The sequence below is a fragment of the Nocardiopsis sp. FIRDI 009 genome, assembly GCF_003386285.1.
GTDB lineage: Bacteria > Actinomycetota > Actinomycetes > Streptosporangiales > Streptosporangiaceae > Nocardiopsis.
The window spans coordinates 35,230-50,812 of the sequence record NZ_QPNC01000019.1 but is presented as its reverse complement, the minus strand read 5'-3'; the positions used below and the strand labels follow the sequence as shown (position 1 = coordinate 50,812).

Sequence of the window (15,583 nt, the reverse complement as noted above, 5' to 3'; positions counted from 1 at the left end):
CGGTGTCACACAGCGGAGTTTACGTTTCCCGTCAGCGCCCATCAATGACGAGGGTTTCCAGAGATACGCGCGTGAAAGAAGTCCGACCATGCGCCGTCCGACAGCGCGTTCCGCTTCTCCACCGCCGTGCCCGCTGGTCGGGAAGGCGACCAGCGGGCAGACGGATCGTGAACGGGAACGCCCGATCGGCGCACGGACGGCGACGGGAATCGTGAAGGGTGTTCACGGAAGGGCTGGCGCGGCGGTTCTCCCGCCGTCACCGGGGTCGGGAACCACCCCGTCGACCGGAATCGCGTCCGGGGGGTGCCAGGCGCCCCAGCAGCGGGAGGAACCGGCCGGTGCGCGCCGCGTAGGAGCGGTAGGCCGCGCCGTGCGCGCTCAGCAGATAGGGCTCCTCGATCAGTCGCACCTGCACCTGCACCGCGATGACCAGGACCGCCAGGGCAGCGACGGAGAGCGCTCCGGGCAGCGCGACGACCATCCCGGCGAGCAGGACGGCCATACCGGTGAAGACGGGGTTGCGCACGAGGGCGAAGAGCCCCCCGGTGACCAGTTCGGTGCTCTCCCCCTCCTGGACTCCGACCCGCCAGGAGTCGCCCATGCCCCGCTGGGCGGCCAGGACCAGGAGCAGCCCCGCGGTCATGGTCCCGACCCCGAACCACGCCACCGCAGGGGAGGGGGCGGAGGTTCCGGCCGCGATCGCGGTGACCGGCGCCGCCGCTCCCAGCAGGCAGGCGGCGGCGAACAGGACCGTGCCCCACCAGGGGGCGCCGAAGGCGGTGGTGTCCGGACGGCGGAACCGGGTGTCTCCGGTGGCACGCCAGGACTGGAGGGTGCGCACGCCGAACACCAGCACCAGCCCGACCAGGTAGAGCACGAGGACGATGAGGTTCATACCCTCTCCCTTGTCTGTTCGGACGCCTCCCGGGCCGTGGCGGCGGCGGGCGCGGCCGGAGTCCGCCGTCCGGCGCGGACCCCGTTGGCGATGACCAGGACCTCGGCCAGTTCGTGGATGAGGATCACCGCGGCCAGGCCCAGCACCCCGAACGCGGAGAGCGGGACGAGGACGAGCAGGATGCCCGCCGACAGCACCAGGCTCTGGAGCATGATCCGCCTGGCGCGGCGCGCGTGGGCCAGGGCGCGGGGCAGGGCGCGCAGGTCCCCGCCCATGAGGGCGATGTCGGCGGCCTCCACGGCCGCGTCGGCGCCCATGGCGCCCAGGGCCACACCGGCGTCGGCGGTGGCCAGGGCGGGGGCGTCGTTGACGCCGTCGCCGACCATCGCCACCGGTCCGTGCCGTCGCAGTTCGGCGACCAGCCTCGCCTTGTCCTCGGGGCGCAGGTCGGCGTGGACCTCGTCGATGCCGACCCGGGCGGCCAGGGCGCGGGCGGTGCGTTCGTTGTCGCCGGTGAGCATCACGGTGCGCACCCCCGTGCGGTGGAGTGCGGCGACCGCCTCGGCGGCCTCGGGGCGCAGGTCGTCGCGGATCGCGATCGCGCCGACGACCTGGCCCGCGGTCTCGACCAGGACGGTCGTGGCCCCCTGTTCCTGGAGGTCGGCCACGACCCGCTCCAGGGGGCCGGGGTCGACGTAGCCGGGGCGGCCCAATCTGACCGGAGCCCCGTCCAGGGTGCCGGTCAGGCCGTCGCCGGGCACCGCCGTCACGTCGCGGGCGGGTTCGGGGTCGGGATGGGCGGCCAGGATCGCGGCGGCCAGGGGGTGTTCGCTGCGCGACTCCAGGGCGGCGGCCGTCGCGAGGACCTCCTGGCGGGTGCGGCCGGGGGCGGGTTCGACGGCCACCACGACCGGTGCGTTGCGGGTGAGCGTGCCGGTCTTGTCCAGGGCGACCAGGCGCACCGTTCCGAACACCTCCAACGCGGCCCCACCCTTGACCAGCACCCCGGAGCGGCTGGCCGCGCCGATCGCGGCGACCACGGTGACGGGGACGGAGATGGCGAAGGCGCACGGGGAGGCGGCCACCAACACCACCAGGGCCCGTTCGATCCACACCCCCGGCTCCCCCAGCAGGGAGCCGACGGCGGCGACGAACGCCGCCACGACCAGGACCCCCGGCACCAGGGGGCGGGCGATCCGGGCGGCCAGTCGCTGGGCGGCGCCCTTGCGGGCCTGCTCGCGCTCGACGATGTGCACCACGCGGGACAGGGAGTTGTCGGCCACCCGCGCGGTGGCCTCGACCTCCAGGGCGCCGCCGCCGTTGACCGTCCCGGCGAACACCTCGGTGCCCGCGGTCGCCTCGACGGGCACCGACTCGCCGGTGACGGTCGAGGTGTCCAGGGTGGAGCGGCCGGAGCGCACGACGCCGTCGGTGGCGACGCGCTCGCCGGGGCGGACCAGGAACAGGTCGCCGACGGCGAGTTCGGCGGGGTCGACGGTGGTCTCGCGGCCCCGGCGCAGCACGGTGGCCCGGGGCGGCACGAGGTCGAGCAGGGCCCGCAGCCCGTGGCGCGTGCGGGCCACGGCGTGCTCCTCCAACGCCTCGGCCAGGGAGAACAGGAAGGCGAGCATCGCCGCCTCGCCGACCTCGCCCAGCGCGATCGCGCCGACCGCGGCCACGGTCATCAGCGTGCCCACGCCCAACCGGCCCCGCAGCAGCGCGCGCAGGGTGCCGGGGACGAACGTCCGTCCGCCCGCCGCGATCGCTCCGGCCAGCAGCGCGGTCGCGACCACGGGGACGTCGGTCAGCCCGGCGGTGAGAACGCCGGCCAGCCAGAGCGTCCCGGACAGGGCCGCCCAACGCAGACCGGTCGAGCCCCACCACGCGCCCGGCCCGGACTCGGGCGCGGGATCGGCTGGGGAGCAGGTGGGGTCGCCGCACCCGTCGGTGTCGGCGGCCGCCTCGGGGGGCGGCTCGGTTCCCCGCGTCGCGTCCGCGCAGCAGGAGCAGGTCACCGAGACGGGCGCGGCGGAGGGCCGGACGGGTAGCGGGTTCAGGAGCGGGCGGTTCCGGGGCGGCTCGGGGGACTCGTCGCCGCAGCACGGGTCGGACACGGCTCAGCCCTCTCTCACGGCGGGTTCGAGGCCGGGGTCGGGCAGCAGGAGGGACAGCAGGGCGTGTCCGGCGTCGGTGAGGCGGTACATGACGAGCTTCCCGTCACGCCTCGAAGCGGTCAGACCGGCGGTGCGCAACTGTCGGGCGTGGTGGGAGACGAGATTCTGCGAGGACGAGCAGACCCAGGCCAGGTCGCACACGCACAGCTCACCGCCGATCTGGAGGGCGCGGGCGATCCGCAGCCGGGTGGGGTCGGCCAGGGCCCGGGCCCGGTCGGCGGCGGGGCGCACGTCGTCGTCGCCGGGTACGCGGGCGCGGACCTTCTCCGCCTGGGGCAGGTCGACGCAGAGGAGTTCGCAGGAGTCCGATGACATAGCAACAATCTAACGTTCGTTGGATTGTTGTAGCAAGGGGGTGCCGCCTCCGCCCGGAAAACCCCGGGGAGGGTCCCACCGGGTCAGCCGCCCGCGAAGCCGTCCACGGGGATGAGCAACGCCGTGACGTTGTCGTGTCCACCGGCGTCGAGCGCGTGACGGACCAGGCCCCGCGCCTCGGACAGCAGACCGCCCCCGGACACCGGATCCGGCCGGTGGCGCGCGGCGGCGGCGCGCAACCCGTCCGCCGAGGGCAGGTACCGCCACAGCCCGTCCGTGCACAGCAGCAGGCGCCCGGGAACCGACGGCCGCCAGCTCCGGAACCGACCCACCGGTTCCCCCGCGTCCGCGCCCAGCCACGCGGAGAGCGCGTCGCACGCGCCCGTGTCGTCCTCGGTCAGCGCGAACCCCGGCCCCTCGTCCGGCAGCCAGTAGGCGCGGCTGTCCCCGATCCAGCAGACCCACGCACCCCCCGACCCGACGACGGCCGCGACGTAGGTGCAGGCGGGCGCCGGGTTCGCCGACGTCGACAGGGCCGCGACCGCGCGCCCCGCCCGTCCGACGGCCTCGTCCAGGGCGACCTCGGGCAGCGCCCCCTCCCGCAGCCGTCGCGCCGCGGTGCTCGCGCCCACCTGCGCCGCGACCCGGGCGGCCCGGTCCGAGCGGGGCGACATGGAGACGCCGTCACAGACGACCCCGACCGTCCACTCCCCCGTCACCACGACCCTCAGGGCGTCGGCGTTGACACCGCGCCGCAGCCCCCGGTCGCTGACCCCCGCCGCGCCTGCGGCGGCCGCCTCCACACGGGATCGGAACGACGGCTGGGCCGCACCGCAGTCCCAGCAGTGGCCGTCCGGAGCGACCGTCCCACGGCACCGGACACAGTTCTGGTCTCCGTCCATACGCGTCCCACCCTGTCAGAAGGGTGCCCCGGGCCGCCTCGCGGGTATGAGCGAAGAAGGCGGAAGGACAGGGGGACGGGCGCGGCTCCGGGTCCGTGGGGGACGGCCGGCCGCGGGTGTCCGTCCGCGGGGGAGGTGTGAGCCGATGCCGGAGGGTGGCCGGACCGTCCGTGTCTTCCTGGTCGACGACCACGACGTGGTGCGGCGCGGAATCACGGCCCTGGTCGAGGACGAGGAGGGCATCGAGGTGGTCGGTGAGGCGGGCACCGCGGCCGAGGCGCTCGGGCGTGTCCCGGCCGCCCGGCCCGACGTCGCGGTCCTGGACGTGCGCCTGCCGGACGGCAGCGGTGTGGAGGTCTGCCGGGAGCTGCGGTCGCGGTTCCCGGAGCTGGCGTGTCTGATGCTGACGTCCTACGACGACGAGGAGGCCCTCTACGAGGCCGTGCTGGCCGGAGCCTCCGGGTACGTGCTCAAGCAGATCCACGGCTCGGACCTGGTCGGCGCCATCCGCACGGTCGCCTCCGGCGAGTCCATGCTGGACCCGCACAGCACGGCCCTGGTCATGCGGCGGATCCGTGAGGGGGCGAACGCCGCGGACCCGCTGGATGAACTCTCCGACCAGGAGCGCCGCGTCTTCGAGTTGATCGGGGAGGGTCTGACCAACCGGCAGATCGGCGAGAGGATCTTCCTGGCGGAGAAGACGGTGAAGAACTACGTCTCCAGCGTGCTGTCCAAGCTGGACATGCAGCGCCGGTCCCAGGCCGCGGCGTACGCCGCGCGGCTCAGGGCCCAGGCCGCCCGCAGCGGTCCCTGGCGGGGGCCCGGTCCCCGACCACCGGTCACCGGGGCCGACCGGCCTCGGCGTCCGACCCTGGGAGACGGAACCGACCGTTCGTAGTGGCGGCGAGGGTCCACGGCGAGGGGAGGCCATGATGGCTCGGAGCGCGAACGCCCCGGTGGTGGTGGCGGTCAACGGGACACCGGCCAGCGAGCGGGCCGTGGACTGGGCCGCGGACGAGGCACGGCTGCGGGGGCGCGGGCTGCGGGTCGTCCACGCCTTCGACTGGCCGCTCTACCGCGCGCTACCGCGCGGCCTGTCGGGGTTCGACGCGTACAAGTTCGCGCGTCACGTCGTGGACGACGCGCGCCGACGTGCGCTGGCGCGGGTTCCGGGCCTCGCCGTCGACGCCGCGCACATCACCGGAGACCCCGAACCGGTCCTGCTGAGGGAGAGCCAGAAGGCGCACAGCCTCGTCCTCGGCGCCCATCGGACGACGGCCGTGGACGTCTTCCTGCCCGACTCCACGGCGCTGGACATGCTCATGTTCGCCTCCTGCCCCCTCGTCGTCGTACCGGACCGGGAACTCCCTCCCCCCGCCGGCCGCGTCCTGGTCGGCGTCGACGGGTCGGCGACCGCGCGGACCGCGGCGACGTGGGCGTTCGAGGCCGCCGACCTGCGCGGAGCGGTGCTGCGAGCGGTGACGGCGCACGGGGAGACCTCGCGGAGGCGTTTCGGCGCGTCCGAGAGGCCGCCGCGGGTCAGGGTGGGCGAGAGCGGGGAGGCCGCAGCCGGGGAGGAGGCGCGTCGGATGATGTCGGAGTCGGTCGCGGGCGAGCGCGAGCGGTGGCCGGGGGTGCGGCTTGAGGAGGTCGTGGCGGAGGGCCACCCGGTCGAGGTGCTGCGTGCCGCGGCCGAGGACTGCGACCTGATGGTCGTGGGCTCCCGTGGTCGGGGCGGATTCGCCGGGATGCTGCTGGGATCGGTGAGCCGGAACGTGATCTCGCACAGCCCGTGCCCGGTCGCGGTGGTCCGCACGTCCCGTACGGCGTCCCGGTGACGCGGTGATCCGGTGCCGGGCCGGGAGAGCTCGCCCTTCCCCGGTCCCCGGCGCGCCGCCCCGGGTGGAGCCCGTCCCCCGTGTTCACGCGGCCGGGGCGACGCCTCCCCGTGAACGGCGCTCGGCCGGTCGCGGGGAGGGCACGGACAGCGGAGCCGGTGTGGCGGACGGAGGACAGCGGTCGCCGCCCCGGGCGGTCTACTCCTCGGACTTGCGCGAGATCGGTACCTTGCGGCTGGCCTTGGCCGCCTTGGTCAGTCCGATGCTCACCTCCAGGATTCCCCTGTCGTAGGAGGCGACGACGTCCTCCTCCGAGGCGTCCGAGGGCAGCGTGAGCGTGCGGCTGAAGGATCCGTAGCGGAACTCCGAGTGCTGCGGGGACGTCTCACTCTCACTCCGCTCGCCCTCGATGGTCAGCACCCCGTGCTCGACGGTCACCGTCAGGTCCTCGTCGGGGTCCATTCCGGGCGCCTCCACCCGGACCACGTACCGGTCGTCCTCCATCGCGGTCTCCACGCGCAGGCTCGCGGGCCCGTGCGACGAGAAGAACGGGGCTTCGAACAGCTCGGCCAGGTCGGGGAAGCGCGGGAACCCCGAGCGGCGGGCGATGGCGTTCATGTCCTACCTCCTCGGTTCACCGGTCCACGGCACGCCCGCGGGGGCGTACCCCGGGCCTCGTCACCACTCAACCCGTCGCACGGCGGCCGTGTCAGGCGTCCAAGGGTGCGGTTCGCAGGGTCTTTCGTCACCCGGCCACGGGGACCTCCTCCGGCGGGTCAGCGCGCCCGCGGGTCGGGAAGGAGCATCGCCAGGTCGGACACGACGACGTGCGCCCCCCGCGCCAGCATCTCCTCGCGCAACCCGGTGCGGTCCACCCCGATCACCAGACCGAAGCCCCCCTGCCGCACGGCCCCCACACCGCCCGGCGTACCCTCCACGGCGGCGGCCAGGCGGGGCTCGACCCCCATCCGCCGAACCGCCTCCAGGAACAGTGCCGGGCCGGGATCGCCGGGCGGGTCGAGGCGGCCCGCGTCGGAGCCGTCGACGCGGGCGTCGAACAGGTCCGCGACCCCGGCGGCGCGCAGCACCCGGGCGCGGTCGCGCCCCGGGGAGACCGCCGCCACCGGCACCCCGGCCGACCGCAGACCGCCGACGAACTCCACGGTGCCGGGGACGGCCGTGGCCCCATACCGGCCCACGAAGTCCAGGAAGTGGCGGTCCTCGCGGTCGGCCAGCCATCCCACCGTCACCGCCTCGGGGTGGCCGGGGACCGGGTCCTCGGGCAGGTGGACGCCCCGGGAGGCGAGGAAGGCCCGCACACCGTCCGCGCGTGACCGGCCGTGCACGTAGCGCAGGAAGTCCTCCCGCATGTCGAACGGGCGGAAGCCGCCGCCCCCCGCGCGGGAGCGGCGGCGCAGGAAGGCGTCGAACACCCGCTTCCACGCCGCCGCGTGCACGAAGGCGGTGTCGGCGATGACACCGTCGGTGTCCAGGACCGCCCCACGCACACGGTCGAGCGGCACCCCCGTGCTCCTCTCGGTCTCCATGGGTTCCCGGCTCCCCACCGCGGCGGTCGCCGCACGGGTCGGACCAGTGTGTGCACCTCATTGCACCCGTGGCGCGGGGCCGGGGCCAGTGCCGTTGGTCCGCGCCGCCCGAACGAAGGTCCGCTCCGCGGCGGGCCCACGGCCGCCGCCCGTCACGCGCCGTCGTCGGGGAGCGGCACCGTCCACCGCAGGACCGTCCCGCCGCCCGGGGCCGGTCCGACCGCGAAGGCGCCCCGCAGGCGCTCCGCCCGCTCGGCCAGGTTGCGCAGACCGCTGCGGCGGCCGCCCTCGGGGAGTCCGACGCCGTCGTCGGCGACCTCGACCGTCAGGTCGCCGTCCACGGCCACCCGGACGTCCACCCGCCGGGCCCGGGCGTGCCGGGCGGCGTTGGTCAGGGCCTCCTGGAGCACGGCGACCGCCTCGTCCGCGATCGGCTCGGGCACCCGGCTGTCGAGGGGACCGTCCATCCTCAGCCCGGCCGCGAACCCCAGCGGCTCGGTGGCGGCGTTCACCACGCCCACGATCCGGTCACGCGGCCAGGTGCGCTCCTGTTCCTCGTCCGCCGTCGTCAGGGCGAAGATCACCGACCTGATCCGGCGGATGGTGTCGTCGAGGTCGTCCACGGCCCGGCGGACCCGCCGGGCGGTCGCCGGGTCGTCGACGCGTTCGACCACCCCCGTCAGGGACAGCGCGACGGCGAACAGCCGCTGGATGATGGTGTCGTGCAGGTCGCGGGCGATACGGTCCCGGTCCTCCAGGACGCTGAGGCGCTCGGCGTCGGCGCGCGCCTCGGCCAGCTCCAGGGCGAGGGCGGCGTGTCCGGCGAACGCGCGCAGCGTCTCCTCCGTCGAGGGGTGGAACTGCTCCGCTCCCTCCTTCCTGGCCAGGCACAGGACTCCGCGCACCGCCTCCCCGTGGCCCAGCGGCACCAACAGGACCGGGCCGACCCCCAGGTCGCGCAGCAGCACCGCGGTGTGCGCACCGGAGCGGGAGACATCGGTGATCACGGGTTCACCGGAGGTGTGGACGCGACCGGTCAGTGATCCCTCCACGGCCGTGCCGCGACCCCGGATCCGTTCGGCGCCCCGCCCGCTGGCGATCCGCACCGTGAGCCGCCGCCCGGAGGCGTCAGGACCGGCGATGGCGGCCAGGTCCGCGTCCGCCATGCGGCAGGCCCGCTGGGTGATCATCCCCAGCACGTCGGTGGTGTCCACCCCGCTCAGCAGTCGTGTGGTGACCTCGTCGGAGGCGTCCAACCACATCTCGCGCCGCCGGGTGCGCTCGTATCGGCGGGCGTTCTCGATCGCCGTGCCCGCGGTCGCGGCCAGCGCCACCACGAGGGACTCGTCGTCCTCGTCGAAACGGCCTCCGTCCCGTTTCTCGGTGAGGTACAGGTGGCCGAACACCTCGCCGCGCACCTGCACGGGTACGCCCAGGAAGCCCCGCATGGACGGATGCCCCTCGGGGAATCCGTGCGACTCGGGGTGGTGGGAGATGTCGTCCAGCCGCACCGGCCGTGGCTCCTCGGTCAGGAGTCGGAGGACACCACGCCCGCGTGGCCAGTGCTCGATGCGGGCGATCTGCTCGGCGTCGAGGCCGATCGGGACGAACTGGTCCAGTCGTCCGTCGCGTCCGAGCACGCCCAGGGCGCCGTACCGGGCTCCGACCAGGGTCATGGCGGCTTCGACGATCCGCCGCAGGGTTCCCTGAAGGTCCAGTCCCGCCCCGATCATGACGACGGCGTCCAGGAGGGCGCTCAGCCGTTCGCGGCTGACCACGGCGTCGTCGACCCGAGACCGCAGCTCCACGAGCAGTTGGTCGAGCGCCTCCTGCCGGTACGGCGCGGGGGGACGTCCGCCCCCCGAACCGGCCGTCTCGTCCATGACCATCCCCCGAGGTCGACGCGGTTCCCGGCTCCCGCTTCCCCTTCTCTTCGATCCTAGGCTCGTGGGTCCGGGATGTTCAGTGGCCACCGCCGCTCCACCCTCCGGCCGCGCCCGACCCGCGGGCGGCCATCACCGACGTTCCGCCGCCCCTGCGGGCGGGCATGCTCTGGGACATGCTCGAACTGCGCACCCTGGGATCGGACGACTGGCCCCTCTGGCGGGAGCTGCGGCTGGCGGCGCTCGCCGAAGCGCCCCACGCGTTCGGGTCGACGCTGGACGGGTGGCGGGGCTCCGGCGATCGGGAGGAGCGTTGGCGTGCCCGGCTGTCGATTCCCGGCGCGCACCGTCTGGTCGCGTTCCTCGACGGCCTTCCGGCGGGCATGGCCAGCGGGGTTCCGGACGGGCCGGAGCGCGTCGAGCTGATCTCGATGTGGGTCGACCCGACGGCCCGGGGGCAAGGCGTGGACGACCGGCTGATCCGGGCTGCGGAGCGGTGGGGGCGCACACGCGGTGCCCGGAGACTGCGCCTGTCCGTGATGCCGGACAACGACGAGGCGGCCGCGCTCTACGAGCGGAACGGTTTCGCCGACACCGGCGAGTCCGGCAAACCACTGGCCGACGGCGTTCGCGGGGAGCGGGTCATGGCGAAGAGCCTGACCCCCGGTTGATCTCCACGCCGGGGCGCGGCGCGACCCCGGACGGTCGGGCCACGGCGGTGTGCGGGCGTCCGCCCCGGCGGTCCCCTGCTCACCGGGGCGTGCGGGCACCGCCCCGGCGCGAGGTGTTTGGTCGCGGAAGGGCGGCCTATCCGCGCACGTCGGCGATCTCGCTGGGCGGTCCCTCGGCCCGGAAGACGTCCAGGGCGGTGACCGCGTACCCCACACCGTCCCCGGGCGGCGCCGTGTCGGTCAGCCCGGTCCCGCCGGTGACCCCCACGAGGTCCTCGGGCGACAGGGCGGGGCACCCCTCGGGGTCCCCCGACTCCGGGGTCCCCGAGGAACCCACCCTGTACACGGCGTAGAAGCGGGCGTCCTCGACCGGTTCCCACGCCACGTCGACCCGGTCGCCGTCGGCCCGGGCGGTGACGCCACCGACCCGACCGGTCAGCGGGTCCTGCCCCCGGGGTGCTGTGCTCGGCGGAAGGGCGGGGTGGGCGTAGTGCTCCTCGGCCAGGTTCGCGTAGGCCTCGGCGGCGTTCTCCCGCAGGCTTCTGATGGAGAAGTAGATGTCCCCGTCGACCTGCGGCAGCCGCTCGGAGAAGTCGAGCTGGGTGCTCAGCGCGTCCTCGTCGCGCCAGCCCTCCTCCCCCACCCGGTAGGCGGCCTGGCCCACGTACAGGTCGACGCCGGTCCCTTCCACCTCGTCCGCCCACCACCGGGCCAGGGTCTCGTAGTCGGCGGCGGCGAACCCGCGACTCCAGTACAGCTGGGGGGCGACGTAGTCGACCGTGCCCTCCCGGATCCAGGTGCGGGTGTCGGCGTACTGGGCCGCGTAGGACTCCAGACCCGAGGTGTCGGACCCGTCCGGGTCGCTGTCGCTGTTGCGCCAGATCCCGAACGGGGAGATGCCGAAGCTCACCCAGGGCTTGAGGTCCCCGATACCCGCGTGGACGTCGGCGACGAGCCGGTCGACGTTGTCGCGGCGCCAGTCGGCGCGGTCGTCGAAGTCGCCGCCGTACTCCTCCCAGGTGGCGTCGTCGTCGAAGACCGCCCCCTCCTTGGGATAGGGGTAGAAGTAGTCGTCGAAGTGCACGCCGTCGACGTCGTAGCGCTCCACCACGTCCAGCACGACGTCGGTGACCCAGGCGCGGACCTCGGGGTTGCCGGGGTCGAGGTAGGCCTCGTCGCCGTGTTCGACCACCCACTCCGGGTTCTCCTCGGCGGGGTGGCCCTCGGCCAGGTTCTCCAGGTCCGGGTCGAGGAACCCCACACGGTAGGGGTTGAACCAGGCGTGCAGCTCCAGGCCCCGCCGGTGGGCCTGCGCCACCGCGTACTCCAGCGGGTCGTAGCCGGGGTCACCGCCCTGCTCGCCGGTGAGGTACCGCGCCCACGGCTCCAGGTCGGAGGCGTAGACCGCGTCCGCGGTGGGCCGCACGTGCAGGAACACGGCGTTGAGCCCCAGGTCCAGGGCGTCGTCGAGGTAGGCGTCCAGTTCCTCGCGCTGTTCGTCGGCGGACAGGCCCGGCTCGGAGGGCCAGTCGATGTTGCGCACGGTGGTCAGCCAGGCGCCGCGCATCCGGCGTTCACGGTCGTCGGACGGGCACCGGAGGGGCGCCGCGGACGCCGACGGCGGGGCCGCCGCGGAGGTCGGCCCGTCAGGTCCGGAGGGCGCGGCGTCGGGGGACGCCGCGTCCGAGGGCGAGGGCCCGGAGGGCGGAACGGCCCCGGCCTGACCGGTCCCGTCGACGGTGTCCCCGGAGGCCGAGCACCCCGACAGCAGGACGGCGGCCGCCACGACCGCCGCCGACCAGCGCGCCCCCCGACGCGGCGCCGCCGCTGTCCGTGCTCCCATGCCCACGCTCCTCACACCCGTTCGCGCACCGTCGTGCGCACGGCGCGCCGCACAACAGAGTAAAGGAGATCGTCAAGGTTCGGACACGATTTCGCCAACCTGTGGACAAAGGCGCGACCTGTCAGGGTATGGGACGGCCGCGCCTTCCCGGACCCCGACCGCTCCGACGCTCCCGCGCACGTCAGGGAGCACGGCACGGGCCCGCACACGAGGTCCTAGACTCGGTCCCCGTGAACGCCGCCCTGAGCCCCACGAAACTGTTCGTCCGCACCACCCCCCTGCGGGACGGCACCGGAAGCCTCGTCCACCGCCTGCCCGCCGAGGCCCCCCTGGCCTGGCTGACCGGCGAGGACGGCGTCGTGGGCTGGGGCTCGGCCGCACGCCTGGACATCGAGGGCGCCCCCCGGGGCACCGAACCCACCGACACCGGCCGCTTCTCCCGGGCCGCCCGCTGGTTCGCCGACCTCGTCGAGAACGCCGACGTGGTGGACGCGGTCGGCCTGCCCGGCACCGGGTTGGTCACCTTCGGCACGTTCACCTTCGCGCCCACCTCCCACGGCTCCGCGCTCGTGGTGCCCCGGGTCCTGATCGGCAGACGGAACGGGCGCGCGTGGGTGACCACCGTGACCGACGAACCGGACGCGCGCCCGGACGTCCCGGCCTCCCCCGCCCGCGCCCCGCGCCCGGTCGGCCCCCTCTCCTGGGGCCCCGGCTCCCTGACCGGACGGCAGTGGACGGACACCGTCGCCGACACCGTCGACCGCATCCGCTCCGGGCGGCTCGACAAGGCGGTCCTGGCGCGCGACGTCGTCGCCGAGGCGCGGTCCCCCATCGACGTGCGCACCCTCCTGGACCGCCTGCGCCTGCGCTACCCGAGCTGCTTCACCTTCTGCGTCGACGGCATGGTCGGCGCCACCCCCGAGCTCCTGCTGCGCCGCGAGGGCGACCGGCTCTCCTCCCTGGTCCTGGCCGGTACCCGCCCGCGCGGACGCGACGCCGTCGAGGACCGCCGCCTGGCCGAGGAACTCCGGTCCTCGACCAAGGACGTGGAGGAGCACACCCTGGCCGTGGACTCCCTGCGCGCCGCGCTCAGGCCCCTGGCCCGGGAGCTCTCCGTGCCCTCCTCCCCCCAGCTGCTCGCCCTCGCCAACGTCCAGCACCTGGCCACCCGCGTGCACGCCCGCCTGGCCCCGGGGGTGTCGGCTCTGGACGCGGTCGCCGCGCTGCACCCCACCGCCGCCGTCGGAGGGACGCCCACTGCCGCGGCGATGCGCCTGATCGCCGAGGTCGAGGGGATGGACCGGGGCGGCTACGCCGGTCCCGTCGGCTGGTTGGACGGGGCGGGCAACGCCGAGTGGGGTATCGCGCTGCGCTCGGCCCGTGTGGAGGGCCGTCGCGCCCGCCTGTTCGCCGGGTGCGGGATCGTCGCCGGTTCGGACCCCGACGCCGAACTCGCCGAGACCGAGTCCAAGTTCCGGGCGGTGCGCGAGGCCCTCACCGACCCCGCCGCCCGACCCGAGGCCTAGACCGACCGATCGGGCTCCGGGGCCGGGACACGGGACGCCCCGCCGTGCAGCACCAGGGCCCGGAGCAGGCACACGAGTGCGGCGGTCGAGGCGATGGCGCGGACGGTGTTCCACGCCACCCAGCGGTCCTCGAAGGCGGCGCGGACCGCGGCGGGGTCGTCGAGGAGCGCGGGGTCGCCGACCGCGGCCAGGTCCTCGTTGAGGGGCACGTTCACTCCCATGGTGACGCCGAAGGCCGTGGCGTACAGCACCAGGGCGGCGGCCGTCCACGGCAGTACCCGCCGTCCCCCGCGCGACAGGTGCAGGGCGACGGCGAGGGCGGTCAGCGCGAGCGCCCCGAAGAAGCCGGGGGCGAACCACCGGTTGCGCACCGTGGCGTTGATCCACTGCATGGCATCGATGAACGTGCGGTCGTCGACGCGGGCCAGGCCGATCATGACCGAGCAGGCGTAGGCGTAGAAGAAACCCGCCATGAGCCCCATGGCCAGCGCGGCCGACGCCAGCGCCCATCCTCGGGCGCGCAGGACGGCCGTGCTCGGCGAGCCCGCGGGAGACGGCGGGGGAAGGAGCTTCGTCATGTGGCCTCCGACTCCGACTAAAATCGAACTTACGAGTTCGGATTTAATCGTACTCACAAGTTCGGTTTATTGGAACACCCGGAGGTGCCCATGACGTCAGGCGGACGTTCCCGTCGCGGCCGCCCCCGCGCGGGAGAGCGGGCGGTACGGCGCCGGGCCGCGTTGGACGCCGCGCTCGCCGAACTCCTCGAGCGCGGCGTCGCGGGTATCACGATGCAGGCGGTGGCGACCCGGGCGGGCTCGTCCAAGGAGAGCCTGTACGCCTGGTTCGGCAACCGCCAGGGACTGCTCGCCGCACTGATCGAACGACAGGCCGAGCAGGTGAACGCCGCGGTCGCGACGGCGATCGACCGGTCGTCCGACCCCCGCACCGCCCTCACGGCGGTCGCCTGCGACCTCCTGACGCTGCTCGTCGGCGACGTCTCGGTGGCGCTCAACCGGGCGGCCATGACCTCGCCGGAACTGGCCGGACTCCTGTTGCGCCACGGCCGCCACACCACCGGCCCCCTGGTCGCGGCGTTCCTCGACCGGCTCGCGGGCGAGGGCGTGCTGCGCGTCGACGATCCGGAGGAGGCATTCCGGCTCCTCTACGGTCTGGTGGTCCGCGACCTGCAGATCCGAGTGCTGCTGGGCGAGCGCCCTCCCTCCCAGGAGGAGATCCGCACGCAGGCGGTCGTCGCGGTGGACCGCTTCCTGGCCCTCAGCGGAGGCTGAGCGACACCGACCGCGCCCGTCCGCAGCAGACGGAGCCGGTCGGGTCGGGACCTGGACACACGCGTGTAACACGACCCCGTTAACGTGCGGACCATGCGCACCGACGTGGTCCCCTGGACCGACCCCGACGCCGTCCGCCTGCGCGGCCTCCAACGCACGGAGATCGCCGAGCGGTACGGCACCCCCGACTCCGAGCCCGGTACTCCCCCGTCCGCCGACGACATCGCGGTGTTCGTCGTGGCGCGCGACGAGGACGGCACCGCCGTGGGCTGCGGCGGCCTACGCGACCTGGGCGACGACGCAGGCGAGGTCAAGCGCATGTACGTCGTCTCCGAGCGGCGCGGCTCCGGCGCGGCGTCGGTGGTCCTGGCCGCGCTGGAGGACTGGGCCCGGGGGCGGGGCTGGAAGCGGTTGAGGTTGGAGACGGGCGACCGGCAGCCCGACGCCGTACGCTTCTACACGCGTTCGGGGTACGAGCCCATCCCCCCGTTCGGCGCCTACGCCGACTGTCCCTCCTCCCTCTGCTTCGAGAAGGTCCTGTGACACCCCACCCCTGATCCACCCCGTCCGGCACCGGCCCGAGCGCCTCCCGGAGCCGGGCGACCTCGGCCCGCCAGGCGGCGCCGTCCGACTCGGTCCAGAGGTCCATCGCCGTGTCGTTGTCGAAGGGACCACGGCCCCAGGCATCCATGTCCGC

The 15,583-nt window shown here is 74.5% G+C and carries 15 protein-coding genes and 1 pseudogene; 6 read left to right on the top strand and 10 right to left on the bottom strand.

Features of this window, described 5'->3' with window-relative positions; genetic code table 11:
• Positions 1-256 precede the first annotated feature (256 nt).
• The 4 genes from DVR05_RS16435 to DVR05_RS16420 form a co-directional block, all read right to left on the bottom strand.
• Positions 257-895 (bottom strand): isoprenylcysteine carboxylmethyltransferase family protein, encoded by a 639-nt coding sequence (locus DVR05_RS16435; RefSeq protein WP_116246774.1) that lies wholly within the window; start codon positions 893-895, stop codon positions 257-259.
• Positions 892-3,009, bottom strand: a complete 2,118-nt coding sequence (locus DVR05_RS16430) for a cation-translocating P-type ATPase (protein WP_198659215.1) — start codon at positions 3,007-3,009, stop codon at positions 892-894. The genes DVR05_RS16435 and DVR05_RS16430 overlap by 4 nt, the downstream gene beginning before the upstream one ends.
• Before the next feature lie 3 nt (positions 3,010-3,012).
• Complete coding sequence (locus DVR05_RS16425) at positions 3,013-3,384, bottom strand: metalloregulator ArsR/SmtB family transcription factor (RefSeq protein WP_116246773.1); 372 nt, start codon at positions 3,382-3,384, stop codon at positions 3,013-3,015.
• An 83-nt stretch (positions 3,385-3,467) separates the two neighbouring features.
• Positions 3,468-4,286, bottom strand: a complete 819-nt coding sequence (locus tag DVR05_RS16420; RefSeq protein ID WP_116246772.1) for a PP2C family serine/threonine-protein phosphatase — start codon at positions 4,284-4,286, stop codon at positions 3,468-3,470.
• 145 nt (positions 4,287-4,431) lie between these two features.
• On the opposite strand from DVR05_RS16420, the gene DVR05_RS16415 reads away from it, so the two are divergent.
• Positions 4,432-5,184, top strand: a complete 753-nt coding sequence (locus tag DVR05_RS16415; RefSeq protein ID WP_304598597.1) for a response regulator transcription factor — start codon at positions 4,432-4,434, stop codon at positions 5,182-5,184.
• Positions 5,185-5,218: 34 nt separating this feature from the next.
• Positions 5,219-6,124: a universal stress protein gene (locus DVR05_RS16410; RefSeq protein ID WP_116246771.1), complete on the top strand. Its 906-nt coding sequence runs from the start codon at positions 5,219-5,221 to the stop codon at positions 6,122-6,124.
• Between the two features lie 198 nt (positions 6,125-6,322).
• On the opposite strand, the gene DVR05_RS16405 is transcribed toward DVR05_RS16410, so the two are convergent.
• The 3 genes from DVR05_RS16405 to DVR05_RS16395 form a co-directional block, all read right to left on the bottom strand.
• Positions 6,323-6,742: an Hsp20/alpha crystallin family protein gene (locus DVR05_RS16405; protein WP_116246770.1), complete on the bottom strand. Its 420-nt coding sequence runs from the start codon at positions 6,740-6,742 to the stop codon at positions 6,323-6,325.
• A gap of 158 nt (positions 6,743-6,900) precedes the next feature.
• The gene (locus tag DVR05_RS16400; RefSeq protein ID WP_116246769.1) at positions 6,901-7,671 is read right to left on the bottom strand and encodes an HAD family phosphatase; all 771 of its coding nucleotides are present in this window, start codon (positions 7,669-7,671) and stop codon (positions 6,901-6,903) included.
• 152 nt (positions 7,672-7,823) lie between these two features.
• A complete protein-coding gene (locus DVR05_RS16395) occupies positions 7,824-9,560 on the bottom strand; it encodes a GAF domain-containing protein (RefSeq protein ID WP_116246768.1) in 1,737 nt (578 codons plus the stop codon).
• Between the two features lie 170 nt (positions 9,561-9,730).
• Between DVR05_RS16395 and DVR05_RS16390 the strand changes: the two genes are divergently transcribed.
• Entirely contained in the window at positions 9,731-10,225 is a 495-nt protein-coding gene (locus DVR05_RS16390) for a GNAT family N-acetyltransferase (protein WP_116247050.1), read from the top strand.
• 136 nt (positions 10,226-10,361) lie between these two features.
• On the opposite strand, the gene DVR05_RS16385 is transcribed toward DVR05_RS16390, so the two are convergent.
• Complete coding sequence (locus tag DVR05_RS16385; protein WP_116246767.1) at positions 10,362-12,068, bottom strand: glycoside hydrolase family 10 protein; 1,707 nt, start codon at positions 12,066-12,068, stop codon at positions 10,362-10,364.
• A 230-nt stretch (positions 12,069-12,298) separates the two neighbouring features.
• On the opposite strand from DVR05_RS16385, the gene DVR05_RS16380 reads away from it, so the two are divergent.
• Entirely contained in the window at positions 12,299-13,594 is a 1,296-nt protein-coding gene (locus DVR05_RS16380) for an isochorismate synthase MenF (protein WP_116246766.1), read from the top strand.
• On the opposite strand, the gene DVR05_RS16375 is transcribed toward DVR05_RS16380, so the two are convergent.
• On the bottom strand, positions 13,591-14,172 hold the full coding sequence (locus DVR05_RS16375; RefSeq protein WP_232832180.1) for a DUF1772 domain-containing protein: 582 nt from the start codon (positions 14,170-14,172) through the stop codon (positions 13,591-13,593). The genes DVR05_RS16380 and DVR05_RS16375 overlap by 4 nt on opposite strands.
• Before the next feature lie 90 nt (positions 14,173-14,262).
• Here DVR05_RS16375 and DVR05_RS16370 point away from each other — a divergent pair, with 90 nt between their 5' ends.
• On the top strand, positions 14,263-14,886 hold the full coding sequence (locus tag DVR05_RS16370) for a TetR/AcrR family transcriptional regulator (protein ID WP_232832179.1): 624 nt from the start codon (positions 14,263-14,265) through the stop codon (positions 14,884-14,886).
• A gap of 93 nt (positions 14,887-14,979) precedes the next feature.
• Positions 14,980-15,429, top strand: a complete 450-nt coding sequence (locus DVR05_RS16365) for a GNAT family N-acetyltransferase (RefSeq protein WP_116247048.1) — start codon at positions 14,980-14,982, stop codon at positions 15,427-15,429.
• Positions 15,430-15,466: 37 nt separating this feature from the next.
• On the opposite strand, the pseudogene DVR05_RS27930 reads toward DVR05_RS16365, so the two are convergent.
• Positions 15,467-15,577 (bottom strand): annotated as a pseudogene (locus tag DVR05_RS27930) (DUF4259 domain-containing protein); the annotation flags it as partial.
• Positions 15,578-15,583: the final 6 nt, after the last annotated feature.

Coding starts and splice junctions, on each gene's coding strand:
- DVR05_RS16435 (WP_116246774.1), bottom strand. CDS start 895: ATGAACCTCATCGTCCTCGTGCTCTACCTGGTCGGGCTGGTGCTGGTG.
- DVR05_RS16425 (WP_116246773.1), bottom strand. CDS start 3,384: ATGTCATCGGACTCCTGCGAACTCCTCTGCGTCGACCTGCCCCAGGCG.
- DVR05_RS16420 (WP_116246772.1), bottom strand. CDS start 4,286: ATGGACGGAGACCAGAACTGTGTCCGGTGCCGTGGGACGGTCGCTCCG.
- DVR05_RS16415 (WP_304598597.1), top strand. CDS start 4,432: ATGCCGGAGGGTGGCCGGACCGTCCGTGTCTTCCTGGTCGACGACCAC.
- DVR05_RS16410 (WP_116246771.1), top strand. CDS start 5,219: ATGGCTCGGAGCGCGAACGCCCCGGTGGTGGTGGCGGTCAACGGGACA.
- DVR05_RS16405 (WP_116246770.1), bottom strand. CDS start 6,742: ATGAACGCCATCGCCCGCCGCTCGGGGTTCCCGCGCTTCCCCGACCTG.
- DVR05_RS16400 (WP_116246769.1), bottom strand. CDS start 7,671: ATGGAGACCGAGAGGAGCACGGGGGTGCCGCTCGACCGTGTGCGTGGG.
- DVR05_RS16395 (WP_116246768.1), bottom strand. CDS start 9,560: ATGGTCATGGACGAGACGGCCGGTTCGGGGGGCGGACGTCCCCCCGCG.
- DVR05_RS16390 (WP_116247050.1), top strand. CDS start 9,731: ATGCTCGAACTGCGCACCCTGGGATCGGACGACTGGCCCCTCTGGCGG.
- DVR05_RS16385 (WP_116246767.1), bottom strand. CDS start 12,068: ATGGGAGCACGGACAGCGGCGGCGCCGCGTCGGGGGGCGCGCTGGTCG.
- DVR05_RS16375 (WP_232832180.1), bottom strand. CDS start 14,172: ATGACGAAGCTCCTTCCCCCGCCGTCTCCCGCGGGCTCGCCGAGCACG.
- DVR05_RS16370 (WP_232832179.1), top strand. CDS start 14,263: ATGACGTCAGGCGGACGTTCCCGTCGCGGCCGCCCCCGCGCGGGAGAG.
- DVR05_RS16365 (WP_116247048.1), top strand. CDS start 14,980: ATGCGCACCGACGTGGTCCCCTGGACCGACCCCGACGCCGTCCGCCTG.